Origin of the sequence: Methanothermobacter sp. K4, from assembly GCF_022014235.1 — an archaeon.
Taxonomy (GTDB): Archaea; Methanobacteriota; Methanobacteria; order Methanobacteriales; family Methanothermobacteraceae; genus Methanothermobacter.
This window is the reverse complement of sequence record NZ_JAKLTD010000001.1, coordinates 172,741-193,253: the sequence shown is the minus strand read 5'-3', so window position 1 is coordinate 193,253 and position 20,513 is coordinate 172,741. Positions and strand designations below refer to the sequence as shown.

Sequence of the window (20,513 nt, the reverse complement as noted above, 5' to 3'; positions counted from 1 at the left end):
ATAGCATGGGGGCGGCTAGGCTGGAATTATTTTTTACTCTTATATTTCATGACCCATATATTAGATTACAGGTGTTGCAATGATAATAAGAGAGGCCATCAGGGATATAGTGGATAATCTGGAGAAAATGGAAAGGGAGATTGACGCTGAAACAGTTGATAGATTCATAGACACCCTCACATCCGCAGGAAACGTCTTCGTGCTTGGACTGGGAAGATCGGGGCTTGTTGCAAAGGCCTTTGCCATGAGACTCATGCACCTGGAGATAAACGTCTTCGTGGTGGGTGAGACCATAACCCCCGCCATAAATGAGGGTGATGCGTTGATTGCAATATCAGGTTCGGGGAGGACAAGTTACATAGTCAGCGCTGCCAGGATAGCCCGGGAGAGAGGGGCCAGGGTCGTTGCCGTAACCTCACATCCAGAATCAGAACTTGGAGGGATAGCTGACCTCACCGTAACCGTGAGGGGCAGGACAAAGATCGATGGTGAGAAGAACTACATGAAGAGGCAGATACGGGGCAACCATCACTCAAGGACACCTCTGGGAACACTATTTGAGATATCAGCCCTTGTCTTTCTGGACGGCCTCATAGCTGAACTCATGCACAGGCTTGATAAGAGGGAGGAGGACCTCAACGAGAGGCACAGTGTTTTTGAATAAAATCTATGTTGTGATGCATCTGAAACGATCAGGATCAGTGGATACCCTAATCAAGTATTATCCTCTCAGGGTGGCTGTATATGTTGAACCTCCTACCCCTGACAAATCCGAGCATTGTAAGGCCAGTCCTCCTTGCGGCGTCATAGCCTGATGATGTTGGGGCGGCGTTCGATGCTATGATGGGCACCCCTGCACGCACAACCTTTATAAGCATGTCTGCGGGCATCCTACCACTGTAGACCATGAAGCTTCTGGAAAAATTGACACCGTCCATGACACCGGAGCCCAGGGCCTTATCAACCGCCACGTGCCTGCTAACATCCTCAAACACCCTGAATTCATCCCCGGTCACAAGGGCGGCAACATGTGTACCCCCAGTCATCCTCCACACGGTCGCTGACTTCACCATGCGCCTGAATGCATCGAATATGTCCTCAGCCCTCACCCTGAAGTCTGAGTCAACTGGTTCCACCATCTCAACCCTCTGCCTCCATCCACCGAAGCAGTCAGAACCCATCACAAGCTCGCGCCTTATCTCAAGGTCCTCTGATTCTATCTCAACGTCGATGAGGTTCTCTGTGATATTCATGGATATTATATCATCAACCGAGTCCACGAGTCCCTCGCCGAGAAGGTAGCCTGTTGCAAATTCCTTAAGTGCGGCGGGACTTGCAGTGAAACGCTGCTCCAGACCCCCATTTATCCTGATACGCACCTCAAGGTCATTCACGATTCTTTCAGGGACCCTCCGCATCTCATCATCCACACGGAATGCCTCAACCTCTCTGTAAAGTGACATTCATCCACCACCTATCATCTAAAAACATATATTCCCCCTGGTTTAACAGTTAAACAGATGTTTAATCATTCATCCTAATTAATATGAATGCGACACTAAAATGGATCTCACATAGGTGGAGGTTTCTGATGGATAAGAAATTGAAGAGGATATTTTCTGGTTACACAGGTCATGCCTCAGAGATCATACCTATCCTCCAGGACATCCAGGATGTTTACGGCTATCTGCCGGAGCATGCCCTGGAGGAGGTTGCTGGTTTCACAGGGGTCAGTAAAACACATGTATACGGGGTTGCCACCTTTTATGCCCAGTTCAGGTTCAAACCAAAGGGAAGAAAACACATAATGGTCTGCACCGGAACAGCGTGCCATGTAAGCGGAGCTGAACAGGTCCTGGATGCCATTGAGAGGCACCTGGGCATCGGTGAGGGGGACATCACAGAGGATATGGAGTACTCACTGGAATCCGTGGGATGCATCGGCTGCTGCTCCCTGGCCCCATGTGCCATGGTGAACGATGAGGTTGTATCACGCATAAAACCATCAAGGGTTGGCAGAATTTTCCCAAAAAAGTCTTAGAGTGTTTGAAATGTTTGAAGATATTGCAGGAAGGGCACTGGATGAATACATGTCCCTCTTCCGGGACGAACCCGTATTATTCCTGGGTTCAGCAACCTGCGGAAGATCTGCGGGGGCTCATGAAATAGAGAGAGTATTGCTTGAGAGGGCTTCTGAGCTCTCAGTTGAATGCCGCATTGTACACACCGGATGCATGGGTCTATGCTACGCCGAACCCATGGTGACTGTATTCAGGGGGAGTACCCATGGTGCCATCTATGGACCGGTGAACAGGAGACTTGCAAAGAGGATAATTCAGGAGCTCGCTGATGATGAGGAACCCTCAGCCATTGGTTATGTTAATGTGGCCTTCAGTGGTGACTCATTTGAACCCTCCTACAGCATTGACTTCATGGAGAAACAGTCAAGGAGGATACTCAGAAGATGCGGCCTCATAGACCCCGAGAACATCAACCATTACCTGGCAACAGGAGGATACAGGGGGCTCCTCAGGGCACTGGAGATGAAACCTGAGGATATCATTGAAGAGGTGAAGGATTCCGGACTCAGGGGCCGTGGAGGGGCAGGGTTTCCCACCTGGCTCAAGTGGAGCCTCTGCCGACAGGAGGAATCCGATGTGAAGCACCTGGTATGCAACGCCGACGAGGGCGACCCGGGTGCCTTCATGAACCGTTCACTTATAGAGGGGGACCCCCACTCCCTCCTTGAGGGGATACTCATAGCATCATATGCTGTGGGTGCAGAGGAGGCCTACATCTACTGCAGGGCAGAGTACCCCCTTGCCCTTGAAAGACTCAGGACCGCAATATCCGACCTCCGGGATCTTGGACTCCTTGGGGATGACATCCTTGACTCGGGCTTCAGCCTTGATATAAGGATAAAGGAGGGGGCAGGGGCATTTGTATGTGGAGAGGAGACAGCCCTCATGGCATCCATTGAGGGTAAAAGGGGGATGCCCCGTACCAGACCACCATTCCCAACAACAAACGGTCTGTGGGGCAGGCCGACGGTCATAAACAATGTGGAGACACTTGCAGCTGTTTCAATGATAATGCAGCAGGGCCCAGAGCACTTCAATTCCCTGGGGACAGAGGGGAGTCCAGGGACCAAGACCTTCTCCCTTGTGGGGGATGTGAGGAGAACCGGCCTCATAGAGGTTCCCCTGGGCACAAGCCTGAGGGAGGTTATCCATGATATTGGTGGGGGAGTAAGGGACGGTGAGCTCAAGGCCGTCCAGATAGGAGGACCATCAGGTGGATGCCTCCCGGCTGAACTTGTTGACACTGGCATAGACTATGATTCACTGACATCTGCCGGTGCAATAATGGGTTCTGGGGGACTTGTGGTTTTATCCGACCATACATGCATGGTTGAACTTGCAAGGTACTTCCTTGAGTTCACGCAGCGGGAATCATGCGGAAAGTGTGTCCCGTGCCGTGTGGGTACAAGGCAGATGCTCATGATACTCAATGATATAGTTGAGGGCTCAGGAAGAGAGGAGGACCCGGAGATTCTAAGGGACATCGCAGAAACAGTCAGGGCAGCCTCTCTCTGCGGCCTGGGCCAGACGTCCCCAAATCCGGTTCTAACCACACTCAGGTACTTTGAAAATGAATACAGGGACCATATAAACGGGAAATGCACCGCAGCAGCATGTAGCCAGCTCATGCACTACCTCATAGATTCAGAAAAATGTGACGGATGCTTGGCCTGCCTGAAGACATGTCCAGCAGACGCCATTGAAGGTTCAAAGGATGAGGTGCATGTTATAGATCAGGAGAGCTGCCTCAAGTGCGGGTCATGTCTTGACACATGTAAGAGGGATGCTGTTCTGAGGGTTCCAGGGCCATACTCCATGGCCAATCAGGACTGATAGTATGGGGACCTCCTTCTGATGGCCTCAAGGAAGAGTTCACGGAGACCCCCAAGGTCACCGGAGCTGAGGGCTTCCTTCGTGTCCACCAGGTTGTCGTTACGGAGGAGGCATGGCTTCAGCTTCCCATCTGGGGTTACCCTCAGTCTTGTGCAGTTTGCACAGAACCTCGTATTATCCATGGGCCTCACAACCTCCACCTCCCCCCCTCCGATGAAGTACTTCTTGCGGTCCTGCATGAACTTCCTTGTCATTATACGGTCAGCCATTTCTGCTAGTTCAGCCTCAATTGGGGTTATGTCGCAGTGGTATCTCTCCACTCCATTATCAGGGCAGCTGTCGGTTTTCAGCAGTTCTATTATCTGCAGCACTGCACCCTGCTGACGGCAGAACTCAAACATGTCCCATATTTCGTGGTGATTGACACCCCTCAGTATCACCATGTTTATCTTGACAGGGTCGAGGCCAGCCATAACGGCACCTTCTATTCCCGCCTTAACCCTATCAAGGTAGTCCTTCCTGGTTATGAACCTGTAGGTTTCAGGGTTGAGGGTGTCGAAGCTGACATTGACCCTGTCAAGCCCGGCATCCCTCAGGGGGACACTGAGGTCCTCAAGGAGGGTCCCGTTGGTTGTTATGGAGATATCCCTGAATCCGATACCGTCTATCCTCTCGACTATCTCAACAATATCATCCCTTAGGAGGGGCTCGCCACCAGATAGTCTTATTTTCTTCACACCAAGGTCAGAGGCCACCCTGCATATGTTCTCTATATCCCCCGGGCTCATCTCCTCGTCTGAACGCACGATTCCGTCCCGGTGGCAGTAGATACAGCTGACATTGCAGCGCCCCGTTACAGATATTCTCAGTGATACCAGCGGTCTTCTGTGGTTATCATGGACCTGCATTCTCTACCCCGATATTACTCTGGTCTTTTTATGATGAGATCAACCTTTTGATGTTTAAGGCTTTCTGTATCAAGGGCATCCACCATGCCGAGAACGGTACCTGCTATGAAGTTCTGGACGAAGGGGTTCAGGGGGACGGGTTTTCCATTTATCCTGAGGAGAACCCTATCAGGCTGGCTCTTACAGTCTTTACCGTCTGCCTCGCCCTTAACCTTTGCCTTTGCAAACTCTCTGCATGATTCAAAGCCGCACTTACCGCAGTTGAGGTCCTGAAGGAGACCGTAGCTTCTTCTTTCTATGAGTTCAATAAGGTCATCCACTTCATCAATTTTGAATGGATCAACAACCTTCAGGGTGAATTCTCCGGGTGTGGATGTTGATATGTTGGCGTACTCCATTGACTTGAAGCCCTCAACCACAAGGAAGTCGATGTCATCCAGGATCTCAAGGACACCCACAACCTCAGGGAGGTCCATCCCCCTGTCGATAAGGAAGAAGGTTTCCCTGCCAGTTCCTGCAACTATCTCTGCACCGGCCCTCCGGTGCCTGTCGGTGTCCTTACCTGGAAAATCAAATCCCCCATGGGTATGCTTGAGGGTTGCAACCCGGTAACCCGTATCCACGAGTTTCTCGACGAGTTTCTCCACGAGGGCGGTTTTGCCGGTGTCCTTGGTGCCTGTCACCCCTACTATCCTCATACTTTCACCTCTTCATAAACTTTATTTTACATGGGGATAAATTTTCACTATAAAAAATTAGCTGAAGATAACATGAAGGGGACTGTAAAATTCAGGATCGATGGAAGGGAAGTTGAGGCAGCCCGGGGGATGACTGTCCTCGAGGCAGCCCTTGCAAACGGCATCTACATACCGAACCTCTGTTTCAGAGATGGTATTGAGCCATTTGGGGGCTGCAGGCTGTGTCTGGTTGAAAACAGTGAGGGGCGGCTGGTTACGGCATGTGAAACCCCTGCAGAGGATGGTGCCGAGTTCATATCAGAGTCTGACAGGATAAACAGGATCAGAAGAACCACTCTGTCCCTGATAATCGCTGATCACAGCAGGGATTGCCTTGCATGCCCGGCATCAGGTGACTGCAGACTTCAGGAGGTCTCATCCTACCTCAACGTATCTGAAGGGGACCTTGAGAGGTTAAGGCCTGAGCTTTCAGGACTCGAAGCGGATGAATCCAACCCATTTTTCCTGAGGGACCATGATAAGTGCATTCTCTGCGGTATATGTGTCCGTGTCTGCAGGGGGGTGGGTGCAGAGGCGGTTGATTTTGCATACAGGGGCCATGACACAAGGATAGCCACCTTCATGGACAGGGATATGCTTGATTCAAGCTGTGTCTCATGCGGTGAATGCGTTGAGGCATGCCCGGTGGGCGCCCTCCTACCCAGGGCTGAGAGGCCCTCCGCTGAGGTGAGGACTGTATGCCCCTACTGCGGCGCCGGCTGCGAGATCTACCTTGGGGTGAGGGGAAACCGTATTGTGAGTTCAAGGGGCGTCCCTGATAGCCCTGTTAACCGGGGAAGGCTATGTGTGAAGGGGAGGTTCGCCCTTAAATTTGTAAACAGCCCTGAAAGACTCAAAAAACCCCTGATAAAGGTTGATGGAAAGTTTATAGAGGTGGAATGGGACGAGGCCATCTCATTTGTGGCCGAAAGGCTCTCTGAATACACCGGAAAAGAATTTGCGGCTGTGGCATCTGCCAAGTGCACCAATGAGGAGAACTATCTGCTGCAGAAGTTTACAAGGGCTGTTATGGGGTCAGGGAACATTGATCACTGCGCAAGGCTCTGCCATGCCCCCTCACTTACAGCACTTAGAATGAGTCTGGGCAGTGGTGCAATGACCAACTCCATATCTGAACTGGAGGGTGCCGGGTGTATACTGGCAGTGGGAACCAACCCAGCAGAGACACACCCTGTAACCTCCTACAGTGTAATCAGGGCCCTCAGGTCAGGTGCAAAGCTCGTTGTTGTGGATCCAAGGAAAACAAGGTTATCTGAACTTGCAGATATCCATCTACAGAACAGACCAGGATCTGACATCCCACTTTTAATGGCAATGTGCCGCTTCATACTTGAGGAGGGCCTGCATGATGGTGAATTCATAGAGTCCCGCACAGAGAAATTTGAGGAGTTCAGGGACGCTGTCATGGCCCTGGATCTTGATGAGGTGGAGAGGGTAACCGGCGTTAAACATGAGGACATAAGGAGAGCCGCAATAATGTACGCCTCCAATCCCCCGGCATCCATAATATATTCAATGGGCATCACCCAGCACGTTAATGGGACGGGTAATGTGCTTGCACTGAGCAACCTGGCGCTTCTTACAGGTAACCTTGGTATAAAATCAGGCGGTATCAACCCGCTGAGGGGCCAGAACAACGTTCAGGGGGCCTGTGATATGGGGGCGCTTCCCGACCTCCTCCCAGGGTATCAGGGCATTGATGGGGCTGCAGTGAAATTCTCTGAGAAATGGGGTTCACCCATCCCACCTGCAGGGATGACACTTCCTGAGATGTTTGATGCTGCAAGGGACGGGAAAATCAGGTGCATGTACATAATGGGTGAGAACCCACTTCTGAGTGAACCTGACATTGAAAAGACCAGGGAGGCCCTTGAAGGTCTTGAATTCCTCGTGGTACAGGATATATTCCTCACCGAGACAGCAGAACTTGCAGATGTGGTCCTGCCCGCAGCATCCTTTGCAGAGAAGGACGGCACATTCACCAACACCGAGAGAAGGGTTCAGCTTCTGAGGAAGGCACTGGATGCCCCCGGGGATGCACTGCCTGACTGGCAGATAATCTCCATGATTGCAGAGAGGATGGGAAGGGATGACTTTGATTATGAATCAGCTTCCAGGATATTCGATGAGATAAGGGAACTTGTACCCTCATATGCTGGCATCTCCCACGAAAGACTGAAATCTGGAGGTATACAGTGGCCCTGCACATCAGAGGAGGATGAGGGAACAGGTTACCTTCACTCGGAAGGATTCCCAACACCCACAGGGAGGGCTTCGTTCCTGCTGCCTGATTACCAGTCCAGGGAGGTCTCGGAGGAGTATCCGCTGGTCCTTGTAACAGGGAGGAACCTCTACCAGTACCATACAAGGTCCATGACTGCAAGGGTGAGGGAACTGGAATCATTCTCAGACCATGAGGAGCTTCTCATGAACCCGGCTGACGCCATCTCCCTGGGTATAAAAGATGGTGATACTGTTGAGGTCACATCAGAGAGGGGCTCCCTCAGGGTGAGGGCAAGGGTTACAGATGAGGTGATGGGTGGCGTGGTCTTCATGACATTCCACTTTGCAGATACTCCTGCGAATGTCCTCACAGGCGGAGACCGGGACCCTCTTTCAGGAATGCCTGAACTCAAGTTCACCCCGGTCAGGGTGTGTCGCGTCTAACCACAGAGAAGATGTGCCCTGATAACACACTCCTTTATATATTTCTATTGGTGACTGATCAGGGATGTGTGCTGACAACACACTCATATATATATTTTTCTATTTGTTTTTTGTAGAAAATTATTATATAGGTAGCGGCTAAATGTGTGATTAACACACATGGTGACCCTATGCCGAAACATATAGTTTCTGGACTCAAATACATAGCAGCTGTAAACCTAACAAAACAGGGCCATTCACAGAGAGAGATAGCCAAAGCTCTGAAGATAAACAGATCAACTGTTTCTCACTACCTCAACGGGAGAAACCTCTCATGGAGGTCAATAGAGATTGCAAGGATAATAACAGAGATGTGTCCAAGGGATTTCCTTCTTCTCACCCACTCCCTTACACAGAACACAGAGATGACAAGGACGATAGTGAAGACATGCCAGCAGAGGGAATTCCAGGGAACCGTCAGGAACTCATGTATTGGGTGCGGGCTATGTGTGGACACATGCCTGATGAAGGCCATAACCCTCCGAGACCTCAAGGCACATGTGGATTCCGAATGGTGCTGCGGGTGTCTCATATGTGTTGATATGTGTCCAACTGATTCTATAGAAATAAAGGAGGTAGAAATTGATGGAAACGACCGAAGTAATTGAAGGTAAGAATATTACCGTGGAGCGAACCGGCGAAGAAAACAGAAAGTTGATCTTCCAGGATTGCCTCTGCGCTGTGTGTGGACTGTGCGGCGAGATATGCCCGGTCAGTGCAATCGAGGTTAACCCAACAGGTGCAATGGTCAGAACAGAGCAGGATGAGTCAAAGATACTTATCGATGAGAACAAATGTGTCCTCTGCGGTATGTGCAGTTCAATCTGCCCATTCCAGGCTCTTGACCTTCAGATTGATGGGACATCCATAAAGGAACTTGCAGAATATCCTAAAATCCTCAAATCAGCTGAAATTGATGATGAAACATGTATACAGTGCAAGGCATGTGAAACAGCATGTCCACAGGATGCCATAACCATAACAAGGGAACTCCCGAAAAGGAAGGATCTAATAACCGGAGAAATCGAAATAGACAAGGACACCTGCATATACTGCGGTATGTGCGAGGAAATGTGTCCGGTTGACGCCATAGAGATAGAACACCAGATACCAAGTTCAGCAAGCCCAGCCGTTGCAACCGACATCAACGTGGACGAGGACAAATGTGTTCACTGCGGAATATGTAAGAGGATCTGCCCTGTTGACGCCATAATGCAGGTCTGCAGGATCTGCCCATACGGTGAATACGAGATAAAGGTCCCTGAGGTTACAGGAACATCCTACATCGACCCTGAGCTCTGTGTAAACTGTGGCTGGTGCCAGGAGATCTGCCCGGTTGATGCTGCAACAGTGACCAAGCCATTCGAGGGAGAACTGATAATCGACCAGGACACATGCCAGGCCTGTGAAACCTGCGTGATGGCATGCCCATGCAACGTTCTCTCATTCCCGAAACCAGAGAAACCCGGTGAAAAAACAACCAAACTCTACAAGGACGAGAGATTCTGCATATACTGTGGAGCATGTGAGAGATCATGCCCTGTGAACGCCATAGAGGTTAAGAGGAGCAAAATAAATACAACTCCAATCAAATCAAAGGCATGGAAGAACGCCTTTGAATCATTACTCAAATAAATGGAGGTAATCAGATGGCAATTGGACTTAAGGCATACCCTGAACTCTGCCATGGATGCGGAAACTGCGTGATCGCATGTCCAGTGAACGCCCTAAGGAGCCCGGAAGTCGCCGGTGGAAAGGGCCCAACAGATGATGTTGAGATCATCATGATAGTGGAGGACGGGGTTGTAAACATAAAAAACCCTGACCTGTGCGGAAAATGCGGTACATGTGTTGAAAGCTGCCCCGTGAATGCAATAAGACTGGAGGAATTAGAATGATGGTCATACTCAACACAGGAAGGACAATATGGCAGGGACAGGCCATAGAATCAGGTAAGGACCTTAAAATGTACGTGGATGCAGCTGCAATAATTCAGATGAACGCAGACATGATGAAGCAGCCCGGAATAAACGAAGGAGACAACGTCAAGGTCATATCAGAATATGGAGATGTGGTTGTCAAGGCTGTTGAAGCAAAGGAACCACTACCAGATGGAATGGTCTACATACCAATGGGCCCATGGGCCAACAGGGTCATAAGACCAGATACAGATTCAACAGCAACACCCAGCTTTAAGAACATACCGGTGGAGATCATACCCACCGATGAAGAGGTTCCTGACATGCCCACCCTCATGAAGGTCTACGGTAAGGTAGGTCAGATTTAATTAGTTCAGCGGGAGGATTCAAATGGAATACATAATCAAAAACGGATTTGTTTACTGTCCTCTTAACAACGTCGATGGAGAGAAGATGGACATCTGCGTCAGGGATGGTAAAATAGTTGAGAGCGTCAGTGACTCCGCCAAGGTCATTGATGCATCTGGAAAAATGGTGATGCCTGGAGGTGTCGACCCACACTCCCACATAGCCGGTGCAAAGGTCAACGTGGGAAGGATGTACAGGCCAGAAGACAGCCGAAGGGACGCTGAAAAGTTCAAGGCAGGAAGGGCCGGAAGTGGTTTCTCAGTACCATCAACCTTCATGACAGGTTACAGGTACGCCCAGATGGGTTACACCACCGCAATGGAGGCGGCCATGCCACCACTCCTTGCAAGGCACACCCATGAGGAGTTCCATGACACACCCATAATAGACCACGCAGCATACCCACTCTTCGGTAACAACTGGTTCGTCATGGAGTACCTCAAGGAGGGAGACGTGGATGCATGCGCAGCCTACGCCTCATGGCTCCTCAAGGCAACCAAGGGTTACGCAATAAAGATAGTTAACCCTGCAGGTACAGAGGCCTGGGGATGGGGTGGAAACGTCCACGGCATCTATGATCCAGCCCCATACTTTGACATAACACCAGCAGAGATCATAAAGGGACTCGCAGAGGTTAACGAGAAACTCCAGCTACCACACTCAATACACCTCCACTGTAACGACCTGGGACACCCAGGAAACTATGAGACAACCCTCGCATCCTTTGACCTGCCAAAGAACATAAAGGCAAACCCTGCAACAGGTGAAAGGGATACAGTTTTATACGCCACACACGTCCAGTTCCACAGCTACGGTGGAACCACCTGGAGGGACTTCGTATCAGAGGCACCAAAGATCGCAGACTACGTCAACAAAAACGATCACATAGTCATAGACGTTGGTCAGATAACACTGGATGAAACCACAACAATGACAGCAGACGGTCCAATGGAATACGACCTCCACTCACTCAATGGCCTCAAATGGGCAAACTGTGACGTGGAACTCGAAACAGGTTCAGGTGTCGTCCCATTCATATACTCAGCAAGGGCACCTGTCCCAGCTGTCCAGTGGGCAATAGGTATGGAGTTATTCCTGCTTATCGACGACCCAGGAAAGGTCTGTCTCACAACAGACAGTCCAAACGCCGGACCATTCACAAGGTACCCGAGGGTCATAGCCTGGCTCATGAGCAACAAGTACAGGATGAACCTCATCGAGGGAGAACTCCACAAGTGGGCCCAGAGGAAGAGTACCATAGCAACAGTTGACAGGGAATACACATTCTCAGAGATAGCCCAGATCACAAGGTCAACATCTGCAAAGGTCCTGGGTCTCAGCGAAACCAAGGGCCACCTTGGAGTCGGTGCAGATGCAGACATCGCAGTATACGACATCAACCCTGAAACAGTCGACCCATCAGTCGATTACATGGCAATTGAAGAAGGATTCTCAAGGGCAGCATACGTCCTCAAGGATGGAGAAATAGTGGTTAAGGACGGAGAAGTAGTGGCCTCACCACACGGAAGAACCTACTGGGTTGACACCCAGGTTGATGAGTCAATCTACAGCGAGGTCCTTGCCAACGTGGAGAGCAAATTCAAACAGTACTACTCTGTTAACTTTGCAAACTACCCTGTGCAGGACGATTACCTGCCAAAATCCGCTCCAGTTAAAGGGGTGATGCTATGAGTGAAATAATATTAACTCCAAAGGAACAGCCCGAAGTGCCACTAGAGGCACCCAACATCAAACCCGATGTCTTCGCAGGAAAGTCAATAGACGAGATCAAAAACATCCAGATAATGTACGGTAACGAGGTCGTTAAACTGGGAGACTTCTTTGAGGTCAGCGGAGAACCAGCAGATGCAGCAGCAGACATCAAGATCATCATCGACGGTGATGTATACAACACCAAGAGGATAGGCCAGGAGATGACAGCCGGCGAAATCCTTGTGAAGGGCAACGTGAACATGTACGTTGGAGCCGGCATGAAGGGCGGCAAGATCACAGTGGAAGGCAACGCAGCATCATGGGCCGGACAGGATATGAGGGGAGGAGAACTAGAAATCCTCGGAGACGCGGCTGACTACGTCGGATCATCCTACCGTGGTGACTGGAGAGGTATGACAGGTGGCGTCATAACCGTCCATGGAAACGCTGGAAACGAGATCGGAGAGTACATGAACGGCGGCAAGATCATCGTCAAGGGCGACGTCAACATAATGCCAGGAATACACATGAACAACGGCCTAATAATCATCGAGGGAAACGCCGTTGCAAGGGTAGGCGGCGAAATGGCCGGCGGAACAATAATCGTAAAGGGAATGATACAGGAATTCCTCCCAGGATTCAAGTACCTTGGTGTTGAAAAGGACATAGAGGTTAACGGGGAAACCTTCCCTGGAGCATACTACAAGTTTGAAGGAGATCACGCAATTAAGGGAGCTAAGGGTATAGTCTATGCGGCTGTCGGATGCAACGGCCACATAGAACCCTAATTGGAGGTAATTATCATGGAATACGTGAAAAATGTGGTCTGCCCCTTCTGCGGAACCCTCTGTGATGACATCATCTGTAAGGTTGAGGACAACGAGATTGTCGGAACCATCAACGCATGCAGGATAGGTCACAGCAAGTTCGTGCATGCAGAGGGTGCAGTGAGGTACACCAAACCACTCATAAGGAAGAATGGCGAATTCGTCGAGGTAAGCTACGATGAGGCCATAGACAAGGCTGCAAAGATTCTTGCAGAATCAAAGAGGCCCCTAATGTACGGATGGAGCTGTACAGAGTGTGAAGCACAGGCCGTCGGAATGGAACTTGCAGAGGAGGCAGGTGCTGTAATAGACAACACAGCATCAGTCTGTCACGGACCATCAGTGCTTGCACTCCAGGATGTGGGCTACCCCATATGTACATTCGGTGAGGTCAAGAACAGGGCCGACGTTGTGGTCTACTGGGGATGCAACCCAATGCACGCCCACCCAAGGCACATGTCAAGGAACGTATTTGCCCGTGGATTCTTCAGGGAAAGGGGAAGATCAGACAGGACACTCATAGTTGTTGACCCCAGGAAGACAGACACAGCAAAGCTTGCAGACATACACCTTCAGCTGGACTTTGACCGTGACTATGAACTCGTGGATGCAATGAGGACATATCTCCTTGGAAACGAGATCCTATACGATGAGGTTGCAGGTGTACCCAGGGAGCAGATCGAGGAGGCCGTCGAGGCCCTCAAAAAGGCACAGTTTGGTATACTCTTCTTTGGTATGGGTATAACCCACAGCAGGGGTAAGCACAGGAACATTGACACAGCCATTATGCTGGTCCAGGACCTCAACGACTATGCCAAATGGACCCTCATACCAATGAGGGGACACTACAACGTTACAGGTTTCAACCAGGTCTGCACATGGGAGAGCGGATACCCATTCTGTGTTGACTTCTCAGGTGGGGAGCCAAGATACAACCCTGGTGAGACCGGGGCAAACGACCTTCTCCAGAATAAGGAGGCCGATGCAATGATGGTCATAGCATCTGACCCGGGGGCCCACTTCCCACAGAGGGCACTTGAGAGGATGGCTGAGATACCTGTCATTGCAATCGAGCCCCACAGGACCCCCACAACCGAGCTGGCCGATATCATAATTCCACCGGCCATTGTGGGTATGGAGGCTGAGGGTACAGCCTACCGTATGGAGGGTGTCCCCATAAGGATGAAGAAGGTTGTTGACTCAGACCTCCTCTCAGACAGGGAGATCCTGGAGAGACTCCTTGAAAAGGTGAAGGAATACAGGGCCTCAAAGTAGTCAGGCCCCCCATTTATATTTATTTTAAAAAAAACATTTGATCTGGTTTCTGTTCATTTTTATGGATACTTAAAGTGCATTGAAATATTTCAGTGGTTATGTTTTTGATCTGGTTTCTGTTCATGTTTAGGGATAGTTGATCACATAATTTTCAGCCATACACCGAAAAATTTAAATATGGAATCTTCCAATAGTAGAGTGTCGGAAGAAGGAAGCATACTTCCGATTGAGATGGTGATTGGTGTATGGTACGTAAAATTGCAATATATGGTAAGGGTGGAATCGGAAAATCCACAACACAGCAGAACACTGCAGCGGCAATGAGTTACTTCCATGGAAAGAACGTCATGATCCATGGATGTGACCCCAAGGCAGACAGCACACGCCTGATACTGGGCGGTAAAATGCAGACAACAATGATGGACACCCTGCGTGAACTTGGAGAGGGCGCATGCACACCAGATAAGGTTATAGAAACAGGATTTGGAGGTATAAAGTGTGTTGAGTCAGGAGGCCCAGAACCAGGTGTCGGATGCGCAGGCAGGGGTGTTATAACCGCCATAACCCTCATGGAGAGGCACGGGGTCTACGAAAATGATCTGGACTTTGTATTCTTTGACGTTCTCGGGGACGTGGTATGCGGCGGCTTCGCAATGCCAGTGAGAGACGGAAAGGCAGAGGAAATATACATTGTGGCATCAGGTGAGATGATGGCACTCTATGCAGCCAACAACATCTGCAAGGGTATGGTGAAATATGCCAGACAGAGCGGAGTCAGACTTGGGGGGATAATATGCAACAGCAGAAACGTTGATGGCGAAAGGGAACTCCTTGAAGAATTCTGTGATAGAATAGGGACACAGATGATACACTTCGTTCCAAGGGATAACATTGTACAGAAGGCAGAGTTCAACAAGAAATCTGTCATAGAATTCGACCCTGAATGCAACCAGTCACAGGAATACAGGGAACTCGCCAGGAAAATAATTGAGAACAAGGATTTCGTAATACCAGAACCCATGACGATGGATGAAATGGAGGACCTCGTTGTAAAATACGGGGTTCTGGATTAGGTGTTAAAAATGAAGATGATAAGGGCGATAATAAGACCAGAAAAGTCTGAAGAGGTGGCCGATGCTCTGGATGATGCAGGATTCCCGGCCCTCACAAAGATGGACGTTATAGGGAGGGGTAAGCAGAGGGGTATACGGTTTGATGAAATCTACTATGATGAGATACCCAAGACAATGCTCCTCATCGTTGTGGATGATGCTGATGCAGAGAGGGTGGTGTCGGTTATCAGTGAAAGCGGATACACAGGCAAAATTGGGGATGGTAAAATATTCATAAGCCCGGTGGAAAACGCCTACACCGTCAGAACAAGAGAGGAAGGTCTTTAGGTGTCTGAATGAAGGAAGTAATAGCCATAATAAGACCAAAAAGCATGAAGAAAACCAGGGATGTCCTTGAATCACTGGGGTTCCCTGCATTCAACGCCACCAGAGTCCTCGGGAGGGGCAAGCAGAGGGCCATAATTGATGAGGTCACCATCCCCTCCCCTCCCGCTGAGATTGATGAGGAGAGGGGAACAATGAGGTACATTCCCAAGAGGATGATCCAGATAACCGTGGAGGATCCGGATGTCCAGCTGGTTGTGGAGGCCATAATGAAGGTCAACCACACAGGAAAAATTGGAGACGGGAAGATCTTTGTATGTCCGGTGGACGATGCAATGAGGATAAGGACAGGTGATAGAGGGACTGAAGCGCTTTAACCCTTTATCCTGCGGATTATATGGGATGGATAAAGGGTGGCTTCTTATCCATTATAAATCAAAGGATGATTCAAAATGCCATTTGAACTGTTTGACGTTGATGCTGAAATACCCGATAGAAAAAAGCACATCTACGTAAAGAAGCAGGGGGATCCTGAGGGTGACATACCTGCATGTAACACAACAACGATCCCTGGCTGCATGACAGAGAGGGGATGCGCATTTGCAGGTGCAAAGGGTGTGATAACAGGGGCAATAAAGGATGCGCTTCACGTTATCCACTCACCGGTTGGATGCACAGCATATGGTTACGGTACAAAGAGGTACCCCACATCACAGGAAATGCCTGATGGAAGCCTGTTCCCAATAGAAAACTTCAACCTTAAATACATAACAGGAACGGATCTGAGTGAGTCGGATGTGGTGTTCGGTGGTATGGACAAACTCAAAAGGTGCATCCTGGAGGCGGTCAGGGAATTCCCTGAGGCAAATGCAGTTTACACCTATGCAACCTGTACAACAGGCCTCATAGGGGACGATATTGATGCAATTTCAAGGGAGGTCTCAGAGGAGATAGGTAAGGATGTTGTTGCAATAAACGCTCCAGGATTTGCAGGTCCAACACAGTCAAAGGGACACCAGGTTGCAAACTACACACTCTTTGAGGACCTGGTGGGAACCGCAGAGCCCCCCAGAACAACAGAATATGACGTGAACCTCATAGGGGAGTACAATATCGATGGGGACCTCTGGGTCCTTAAAAAATACTTTGAGGAGATGGGGATAAACGTCCTGAGCACATTCACAGGCGACTGCTGCCACGACGAGATAAAGTGGATGCACAGGGCAAAGCTGAGTCTGGTCAGATGTCAGAGATCAGCAAACTACATTGCAAAGCTCCTTGAGGAGAGATATGGTGTCCCCTACATGAAGGTTGACTTCTTTGGAATAGAATACTGCAGAAAAAACCTCATGGCAATAGGGGAGTATTTCGGAATGCCCGAGAGGGCAGAGAGAGTGATAGAGGATAGAATGGAAAAAATAGGTCCAGAGATTCAGTATCTCAGGGATAAGCTCAGGGGTAAGAGGGTCTGGGTTTTCTCAGGAGGCCCGAAAAACTGGCATCTTCCCAGACCACTTGAGGATGAACTTGGAATGGAAGTGGTTGCAGTTTCAACAATGTTCGAACACGAAGACGGCTACGAGAAGATCAAGAAAAGGGTCAGGGAGGGTACAGTGATAGTGGATGACCCCAACTCACTGGAACTCGAGGAGATCATCGAGAGATACAGGCCAGACATCATCCTGTCAGGAATAAAGGAGAAATACCTCGCCCATAAACTTGGAGTGCCCTGTATACTCATCCATTCATATGAAAACGGGCCATACATTGGCTTTGAGGGTTTCCTTAACCTGGCTAGGGACATGTACGCAGCAATATACAATCCTGTATGGGACCTGATTGAATTTGAGGAGGATGTTAACTGATGTCAGAAATAAACGTGATGGAGAGGGGAAGGGAGCTCGTGATAAACCCCCTCGTCACCTGCCAGCCATTCGGTGCAATGTTCGCAACCCTGGGTATAAGGAGGGGTCTGCCTCTGGTCCACGGCTCCCAGGGCTGCAGCACCTTTGTGAGATACGGGCTTAACAGACACTTCAGAGAACCCGCAGAGATAGCCGTAACATCACTCCATGAGGACGCTGCTGTATTTGGGGGTAGAAGTAACATAATAAACGGTGTTAAAAACCTTGTGAAGAGATTCAGACCCGACCTTGTGGGAATTGTAACCACCTGTTCAAGTGAAATAATAGGGGATGACGTGGATGGATTCATGAGGGTCGCTGAAACCGAACTTCGCGAGGAACTTGGAGAGAGATTCCAGACAAAACTGGTCCACATATCAACACCCAGCTTCGTTGAAAACCATTTCAGGGGATATGGAAACGCCATAAAATCATTCATAGAGACCCTGGCCAGTGAGGATGGCGACTGTAACCACAAACTCAACATAATACCCGGCATAGTCAACCCTGGCGACATAAGGGAGATAAAACACATACTGGGGCTTATGGACATTAACCCCCTCATACTAACTGATACCTCAGACCCATTTGATTCACCCCTCAGACCATCAAAAACAGAGCAGATGCCATTCTATCCCCCTGGAGGAACAACGGTTCCTGAAATAGAGGACTCATCAAACAGTATGGGAACACTGAGCATGACCATGTATGGGGATGAAGCTTTGAACACACTTGAAAAACGGTTCAGAGTTCCAGGGGAGTACTGCATGCCGATCGGGGTCCGCAACACAGATGAATTTGTCCGCAAGGCAGCCAGGATTTCAGAAAAGGATGTGAGCGATGAACTGCTTGATGAAAGAGGCATACTGATTGACTCCATGGCAGACCTCAGCTCAAGGTACCTCTCTGGAAGAACAGCCGCGGTCTACGGGGACCCTGACATGGTGGCAGGAATATCAAGGTTCCTGTGTGAGCTTGGCATGGTTCCGCTCCACACGTGCACCGGAGCCGATAATGAACTCTTCCTTGATAGGATGAAGACGGTGGCAGCTGAGGCAGATGAAAGGATAAATGTCATGATAAAATCCGATCTCAGATCACTTGAGGCAAGACTCTCAGAGGAACCCGTTGACCTTATGATAGGAAACTCAGATGGTAGACTCATAGCCCAGGACCTCGGAATACCCCTCGTGAGGGTTGGCTACCCGGTATATGACAGGGTAGGCTATCAGAGGGTGCCCATCACAGGTTACAGGGGGGCTGTGAATCTCCTCAACAGAATAACAAACACAGTACTCAGGGAATACTATGAACCACAGCACTGGAAACTGCAGCAGTAAAGGGAATTTTTCAGCAGGCACCGTAGGGGATTTGAAGGTTGAAAAGGTCCCTGACGCAGTGATAGACATGCTCTCCCCCAGAAGAGAACACTTCACAAGGAGCTGCAGTGGGGGAGGACCCCGCTGTAACCGTGAGTCCCTTCCAGGCATGGTAACCCAGAGGTCGTGTGTGTATGGGGGTGCGAGGGTTGTCCTCATGCCCATAACGGATGCAGCCCACCTTGTGCATGGACCCGTTGGATGCGCGGCATGCACCTGGGACATCAGAGGAAGCAGAAGCTCAAAATCTGAACTCTACAGGATGGGATTCTCAACTGGTCTTGAGGAAAAGGATGTGGTTTTTGGGGGGGAGGATAAACTCCTTGAATGTATACTGGAGATCAGTGAAATCCACTCCCCATCAGCCATATTCGTTTACTCTACATGTGTTTCAGGCGTTATAGGGGACGACATAGCGGCCGTATGCAGAACAGCAGAAAATAAAACAGGAAAATGGGTAATACCAGTACAGTCTGAGGGATTCAGAAGCTTCAACAAGTCACTTGGCCACCAGCTAGCCTGTGATGTCATTCTCAGACACATAGTAGGACGTGGGGATGCTGAAGTTAGGGAAAACTCGGTTAACCTTGTGGGTGAGTTCAATGTTGCAGGGGACCTCTGGGAGATAAAGGGTCTACTTGAAAAAATGGGTATTCACGTGGTTTCATCCATAACAGGCGATTCAACAATAAATGAGATCTCAGAAGCCCACACAGCGCAGCTTAACATTGTACAGTGCAGCAAATCATCAGGCTACATTGCAGAGGAGATGAAGAGGAAATACGGGATACCCTACATAAATGTCAATTTTTTTGGCATAAAAGAGACCATGGATTCCCTGCTATCAATTTCAGATTTCTTTGATCTCAGCGCCGAGAAATGGATCAGCTCAATGGCAGAAAAAACACATAGAATGATCAGAGGCTACAGGAAAGTCCTTGAGGGAAAAAAGGTGGCAATATACGTGGGCGGTAACAAGGCATGGTCCCTTATAAGGGCATTCGAGGACCTTGGAATGGAGGTGATAATGAGCGGAACCCAGAACGGGCTCCCTGAGGACTACCTGAAGATAATGGAGAAGTCAGGAAGGGAACTGATACTCTTTGATGATGCGAATCCAGTTGAACTTTCAGAACTGCTGCGGAAATACAGGCCGGATCTGGTTGTTTCAGGGGCCAAGGAAAAATACCTCTCCTATAAGCTGGGAATACCCTTCTGTGAATTTAACCATGACAGGATAAAGCCATTCTCAGGTTTTGGAGGATTCTTGAATTTTGCAGAGGAAGTTAAAAGGACTCTGGAAAGTCCCATATGGACACTGGCCAGTAAAAAAAGGTTACAAGGACCGGGAGGCATGTTCGGTGAAGCATAGAAGCACCATGGGAAAAAAGGTTATCAGGGTCAG

At 49.5% G+C, this 20,513-nt stretch carries 20 protein-coding genes; 17 read left to right on the top strand and 3 right to left on the bottom strand.

All coding sequences use genetic code 11. The features are described from left to right. Positions 1–79: 79 nt before the first annotated feature. Positions 80–664, top strand: coding sequence for a 6-phospho-3-hexuloisomerase (gene hxlB, locus L5462_RS01060; protein ID WP_237778994.1), 585 nt, complete (start codon positions 80–82; stop codon positions 662–664). 46 nt (positions 665–710) lie between these two features. On the opposite strand, the gene fdhD is transcribed toward hxlB, so the two are convergent. Beyond that, a complete protein-coding gene (fdhD, locus tag L5462_RS01055; RefSeq protein WP_237778993.1) occupies positions 711–1,463 on the bottom strand; it encodes a formate dehydrogenase accessory sulfurtransferase FdhD in 753 nt (250 codons plus the stop codon). Between the two features lie 128 nt (positions 1,464–1,591). On the opposite strand from fdhD, the gene nuoE reads away from it, so the two are divergent. Together nuoE and L5462_RS01045 are read left to right on the top strand one after the other, a co-directional pair. Beyond that, entirely contained in the window at positions 1,592–2,041 is a 450-nt protein-coding gene (gene nuoE, locus L5462_RS01050; RefSeq protein WP_237778992.1) for an NADH-quinone oxidoreductase subunit NuoE, read from the top strand. 10 nt (positions 2,042–2,051) lie between these two features. Next, positions 2,052–3,914: an NADH-quinone oxidoreductase subunit NuoF gene (locus L5462_RS01045; protein ID WP_237778991.1), complete on the top strand. Its 1,863-nt coding sequence runs from the start codon at positions 2,052–2,054 to the stop codon at positions 3,912–3,914. On the opposite strand, the gene moaA is transcribed toward L5462_RS01045, so the two are convergent. Together moaA and mobB are read right to left on the bottom strand one after the other, a co-directional pair. Next, entirely contained in the window at positions 3,905–4,822 is a 918-nt protein-coding gene (gene moaA, locus L5462_RS01040) for a GTP 3',8-cyclase MoaA (RefSeq protein ID WP_237778990.1), read from the bottom strand. The genes L5462_RS01045 and moaA overlap by 10 nt on opposite strands. Positions 4,823–4,836: 14 nt before the next feature. Further along, the gene (mobB, locus tag L5462_RS01035) at positions 4,837–5,520 is read right to left on the bottom strand and encodes a molybdopterin-guanine dinucleotide biosynthesis protein B (protein ID WP_237778989.1); all 684 of its coding nucleotides are present in this window, start codon (positions 5,518–5,520) and stop codon (positions 4,837–4,839) included. A gap of 72 nt (positions 5,521–5,592) precedes the next feature. On the opposite strand from mobB, the gene fdhF reads away from it, so the two are divergent. The 14 genes from fdhF to nifE all read left to right on the top strand — a co-directional run bounded on the left by fdhF (position 5,593) and on the right by nifE (position 20,480). Then, positions 5,593–8,247, top strand: coding sequence for a formate dehydrogenase subunit alpha (gene fdhF, locus L5462_RS01030; protein ID WP_237778988.1), 2,655 nt, complete (start codon positions 5,593–5,595; stop codon positions 8,245–8,247). 170 nt (positions 8,248–8,417) lie between these two features. Next, on the top strand, positions 8,418–8,894 hold the full coding sequence (locus L5462_RS01025; RefSeq protein WP_237778987.1) for a helix-turn-helix transcriptional regulator: 477 nt from the start codon (positions 8,418–8,420) through the stop codon (positions 8,892–8,894). Continuing rightward, positions 8,872–9,921, top strand: coding sequence for a tungsten-dependent formylmethanofuran dehydrogenase subunit FwdF (gene fwdF, locus L5462_RS01020; RefSeq protein ID WP_237778986.1), 1,050 nt, complete (start codon positions 8,872–8,874; stop codon positions 9,919–9,921). The genes L5462_RS01025 and fwdF overlap by 23 nt, the downstream gene beginning before the upstream one ends. Positions 9,922–9,935: 14 nt before the next feature. Continuing rightward, positions 9,936–10,184: a 4Fe-4S binding protein gene (locus L5462_RS01015; protein WP_237778985.1), complete on the top strand. Its 249-nt coding sequence runs from the start codon at positions 9,936–9,938 to the stop codon at positions 10,182–10,184. Further along, positions 10,181–10,573, top strand: a complete 393-nt coding sequence (fwdD, locus tag L5462_RS01010; RefSeq protein ID WP_237778984.1) for a tungsten-dependent formylmethanofuran dehydrogenase subunit FwdD — start codon at positions 10,181–10,183, stop codon at positions 10,571–10,573. The genes L5462_RS01015 and fwdD overlap by 4 nt, the downstream gene beginning before the upstream one ends. 22 nt (positions 10,574–10,595) lie before the next feature. Continuing rightward, on the top strand, positions 10,596–12,305 hold the full coding sequence (fwdA, locus tag L5462_RS01005) for a tungsten-dependent formylmethanofuran dehydrogenase subunit FwdA (RefSeq protein ID WP_237778983.1): 1,710 nt from the start codon (positions 10,596–10,598) through the stop codon (positions 12,303–12,305). Next, positions 12,302–13,114 carry a tungsten-dependent formylmethanofuran dehydrogenase subunit FwdC gene (fwdC, locus tag L5462_RS01000; protein ID WP_237778982.1) on the top strand — a complete coding sequence of 271 codons (813 nt, stop codon included), beginning with the start codon at positions 12,302–12,304 and terminating at the stop codon, positions 13,112–13,114. Before fwdA ends, fwdC begins: the two co-directional genes overlap by 4 nt. Positions 13,115–13,126: 12 nt before the next feature. Further along, a complete protein-coding gene (locus tag L5462_RS00995; protein WP_370637005.1) occupies positions 13,127–14,428 on the top strand; it encodes a formylmethanofuran dehydrogenase subunit B in 1,302 nt (433 codons plus the stop codon). 245 nt (positions 14,429–14,673) lie between these two features. Next, the gene (gene nifH / locus L5462_RS00990; protein ID WP_237778980.1) at positions 14,674–15,501 is read left to right on the top strand and encodes a nitrogenase iron protein; all 828 of its coding nucleotides are present in this window, start codon (positions 14,674–14,676) and stop codon (positions 15,499–15,501) included. Positions 15,502–15,510: 9 nt separating this feature from the next. Then, a complete protein-coding gene (locus L5462_RS00985; protein WP_237778979.1) occupies positions 15,511–15,828 on the top strand; it encodes a P-II family nitrogen regulator in 318 nt (105 codons plus the stop codon). A gap of 8 nt (positions 15,829–15,836) precedes the next feature. After that, positions 15,837–16,202, top strand: a complete 366-nt coding sequence (locus L5462_RS00980) for a P-II family nitrogen regulator (protein ID WP_237778978.1) — start codon at positions 15,837–15,839, stop codon at positions 16,200–16,202. 75 nt (positions 16,203–16,277) lie between these two features. Next, positions 16,278–17,690 carry a nitrogenase subunit alpha gene (locus tag L5462_RS00975; RefSeq protein WP_237778977.1) on the top strand — a complete coding sequence of 471 codons (1,413 nt, stop codon included), beginning with the start codon at positions 16,278–16,280 and terminating at the stop codon, positions 17,688–17,690. Continuing rightward, positions 17,690–19,069, top strand: coding sequence for a nitrogenase component 1 (locus L5462_RS00970; RefSeq protein ID WP_237778976.1), 1,380 nt, complete (start codon positions 17,690–17,692; stop codon positions 19,067–19,069). The genes L5462_RS00975 and L5462_RS00970 overlap by 1 nt, the downstream gene beginning before the upstream one ends. Next, positions 19,038–20,480, top strand: coding sequence for a nitrogenase iron-molybdenum cofactor biosynthesis protein NifE (nifE, locus tag L5462_RS00965; protein WP_370636994.1), 1,443 nt, complete (start codon positions 19,038–19,040; stop codon positions 20,478–20,480). The genes L5462_RS00970 and nifE overlap by 32 nt, the downstream gene beginning before the upstream one ends. The last annotated feature ends 33 nt before the right edge of the window (positions 20,481–20,513 follow it).

Bases quoted from the DNA above. Each gene is read 5' to 3' on its own strand.
- L5462_RS00970 (WP_237778976.1), top strand. From the start codon at position 17,690: ATGTCAGAAATAAACGTGATGGAGAGGGGAAGGGAGCTCGTGATAAAC.
- fdhD (WP_237778993.1), bottom strand. From the start codon at position 1,463: ATGTCACTTTACAGAGAGGTTGAGGCATTCCGTGTGGATGATGAGATG.
- L5462_RS01025 (WP_237778987.1), top strand. From the start codon at position 8,418: ATGCCGAAACATATAGTTTCTGGACTCAAATACATAGCAGCTGTAAAC.
- L5462_RS01045 (WP_237778991.1), top strand. From the start codon at position 2,052: ATGTTTGAAGATATTGCAGGAAGGGCACTGGATGAATACATGTCCCTC.
- fwdD (WP_237778984.1), top strand. From the start codon at position 10,181: ATGATGGTCATACTCAACACAGGAAGGACAATATGGCAGGGACAGGCC.
- L5462_RS00980 (WP_237778978.1), top strand. From the start codon at position 15,837: ATGAAGGAAGTAATAGCCATAATAAGACCAAAAAGCATGAAGAAAACC.
- fwdC (WP_237778982.1), top strand. From the start codon at position 12,302: ATGAGTGAAATAATATTAACTCCAAAGGAACAGCCCGAAGTGCCACTA.
- fdhF (WP_237778988.1), top strand. From the start codon at position 5,593: ATGAAGGGGACTGTAAAATTCAGGATCGATGGAAGGGAAGTTGAGGCA.
- nifE (WP_370636994.1), top strand. From the start codon at position 19,038: ATGAACCACAGCACTGGAAACTGCAGCAGTAAAGGGAATTTTTCAGCA.
- L5462_RS01015 (WP_237778985.1), top strand. From the start codon at position 9,936: ATGGCAATTGGACTTAAGGCATACCCTGAACTCTGCCATGGATGCGGA.
- fwdA (WP_237778983.1), top strand. From the start codon at position 10,596: ATGGAATACATAATCAAAAACGGATTTGTTTACTGTCCTCTTAACAAC.
- nuoE (WP_237778992.1), top strand. From the start codon at position 1,592: ATGGATAAGAAATTGAAGAGGATATTTTCTGGTTACACAGGTCATGCC.
- L5462_RS00975 (WP_237778977.1), top strand. From the start codon at position 16,278: ATGCCATTTGAACTGTTTGACGTTGATGCTGAAATACCCGATAGAAAA.
- fwdF (WP_237778986.1), top strand. From the start codon at position 8,872: ATGGAAACGACCGAAGTAATTGAAGGTAAGAATATTACCGTGGAGCGA.
- hxlB (WP_237778994.1), top strand. From the start codon at position 80: ATGATAATAAGAGAGGCCATCAGGGATATAGTGGATAATCTGGAGAAA.
- L5462_RS00985 (WP_237778979.1), top strand. From the start codon at position 15,511: ATGAAGATGATAAGGGCGATAATAAGACCAGAAAAGTCTGAAGAGGTG.
- moaA (WP_237778990.1), bottom strand. From the start codon at position 4,822: ATGCAGGTCCATGATAACCACAGAAGACCGCTGGTATCACTGAGAATA.
- nifH (WP_237778980.1), top strand. From the start codon at position 14,674: ATGGTACGTAAAATTGCAATATATGGTAAGGGTGGAATCGGAAAATCC.
- mobB (WP_237778989.1), bottom strand. From the start codon at position 5,520: ATGAGGATAGTAGGGGTGACAGGCACCAAGGACACCGGCAAAACCGCC.